The organism is Bacteroides cellulosilyticus DSM 14838 (assembly GCF_000158035.1).
In the GTDB taxonomy this organism is placed as follows: domain Bacteria; phylum Bacteroidota; class Bacteroidia; order Bacteroidales; family Bacteroidaceae; genus Bacteroides; species Bacteroides cellulosilyticus.
This window is the reverse complement of record NZ_EQ973510.1, coordinates 1-1,501: the sequence shown is the minus strand read 5'-3', so window position 1 is coordinate 1,501 and position 1,501 is coordinate 1. Positions and strand designations below refer to the sequence as shown.

1 protein-coding gene is annotated in these 1,501 nt (G+C 44.0%); it reads left to right on the top strand.

Annotation, left to right across the window (positions count from 1 at the left end):
• The coding region (locus tag BACCELL_RS25385) for an ABC-F family ATP-binding cassette domain-containing protein (protein WP_007215049.1) at positions 1-1,501 on the top strand (1,501 nt) is incomplete at both ends.

The window sequence follows — 1,501 nt, the reverse complement described above, 5'->3', positions numbered from 1 at the left end:
CATGGGAGTATGAACAGAAGGCCAAGCAAATTCTTTCCCAGTTGAAGATAAGAAACTTCGATCAGCAAGTAAAGCATCTTTCTGGTGGACAGTTGAAGCGCGTGGCGCTTGCCAATACCCTTATCACTGAGCCTGACCTGCTGATTCTGGATGAGCCGACCAACCATCTCGATCTTGATATGACTGAATGGTTGGAAGATTACCTGCGCCGCACAAACCTCAGTCTGCTCATGGTGACGCACGACCGTTACTTTCTCGACCGTGTCTGTACCGAAATCATTGAAATAGACAATCGTCAGATCTATCAATATAAGGGAAATTATAGCTATTACCTGGAGAAACGTCAAGAGCGTATTGATGCAACGAATGTTGAAATAACCCGTGCCAACAATCTGTATCGCACTGAGTTGGAATGGATGCGTCGTATGCCGCAAGCCCGCGGGCATAAAGCGCGTTATCGCGAAGAAGCTTTCTATGAACTGGAGAAAGTAGCTAAACAGCGGTTTAATAACGACAATGTGAAACTGGAAGTAAAGGCCTCCTACATCGGTAGCAAGATATTCGAAGCAGACCATTTGTACAAGTCGTTTGGTGACCTTAAAATATTAGAAGACTTTTCTTACATTTTTGCCCGTTATGAAAAGATGGGCATTGTAGGTAATAACGGTACCGGTAAATCTACTTTTATCAAAATACTGATGGGAGAGGAGAAAGCCGATAGCGGAACGATTGATATCGGAGAAACGGTACGTTTCGGTTATTATTCGCAGGATGGCTTACAGTTCGATGAGCAGATGAAAGTGATTGATGTGGTACAGGATATCGCCGAAGTCATAGAGTTAGGTAATGGTAAAAAGCTGACCGCTTCCCAGTTTCTGCAACATTTTCTCTTCACTCCCGAAACCCAGCATAGCTATGTTTATAAACTGAGTGGTGGAGAGCGCCGTCGCCTGTATCTGTGTACGGTATTGATGCGTAATCCTAATTTCCTTGTGCTGGATGAGCCTACCAATGATCTGGATATCATTACCCTGAATGTACTGGAAGAGTATTTACAGAATTTCAAGGGGTGTGTTATCGTAGTAAGCCACGACCGCTACTTTATGGATAAAGTCGTAGATCACATGTTAGTCTTCAACGGTCAGGCGGATATCCGTGATTTCCCCGGAAATTATACCCAGTATCGTGACTGGAAGGAAGAAAAAGCCCGGCTGGAAAAGGAGAAAGAAAAAGAAGCCTCTAAACCGCAGGAAGATAAAACCGCTAAAGTGCGTTTGAATGAAAAACGCCGGATGTCCTTTAAAGAGAAAAGGGAGTTTGAACAGCTGGAGCAGGAAATTGCTAAATTGGAGGACGAAAAGAAAACCATTGAAGCTGCCCTGTGCAGTGGCACCTTATCCGTAGAAGAACTCACAGAGAAATCAAAGCGTTTGCCCGAGATCACGGATTTGATTGATGAAAAGACCATGCGTTGGCTGGAACTTAGTGAAATAGAAGAATG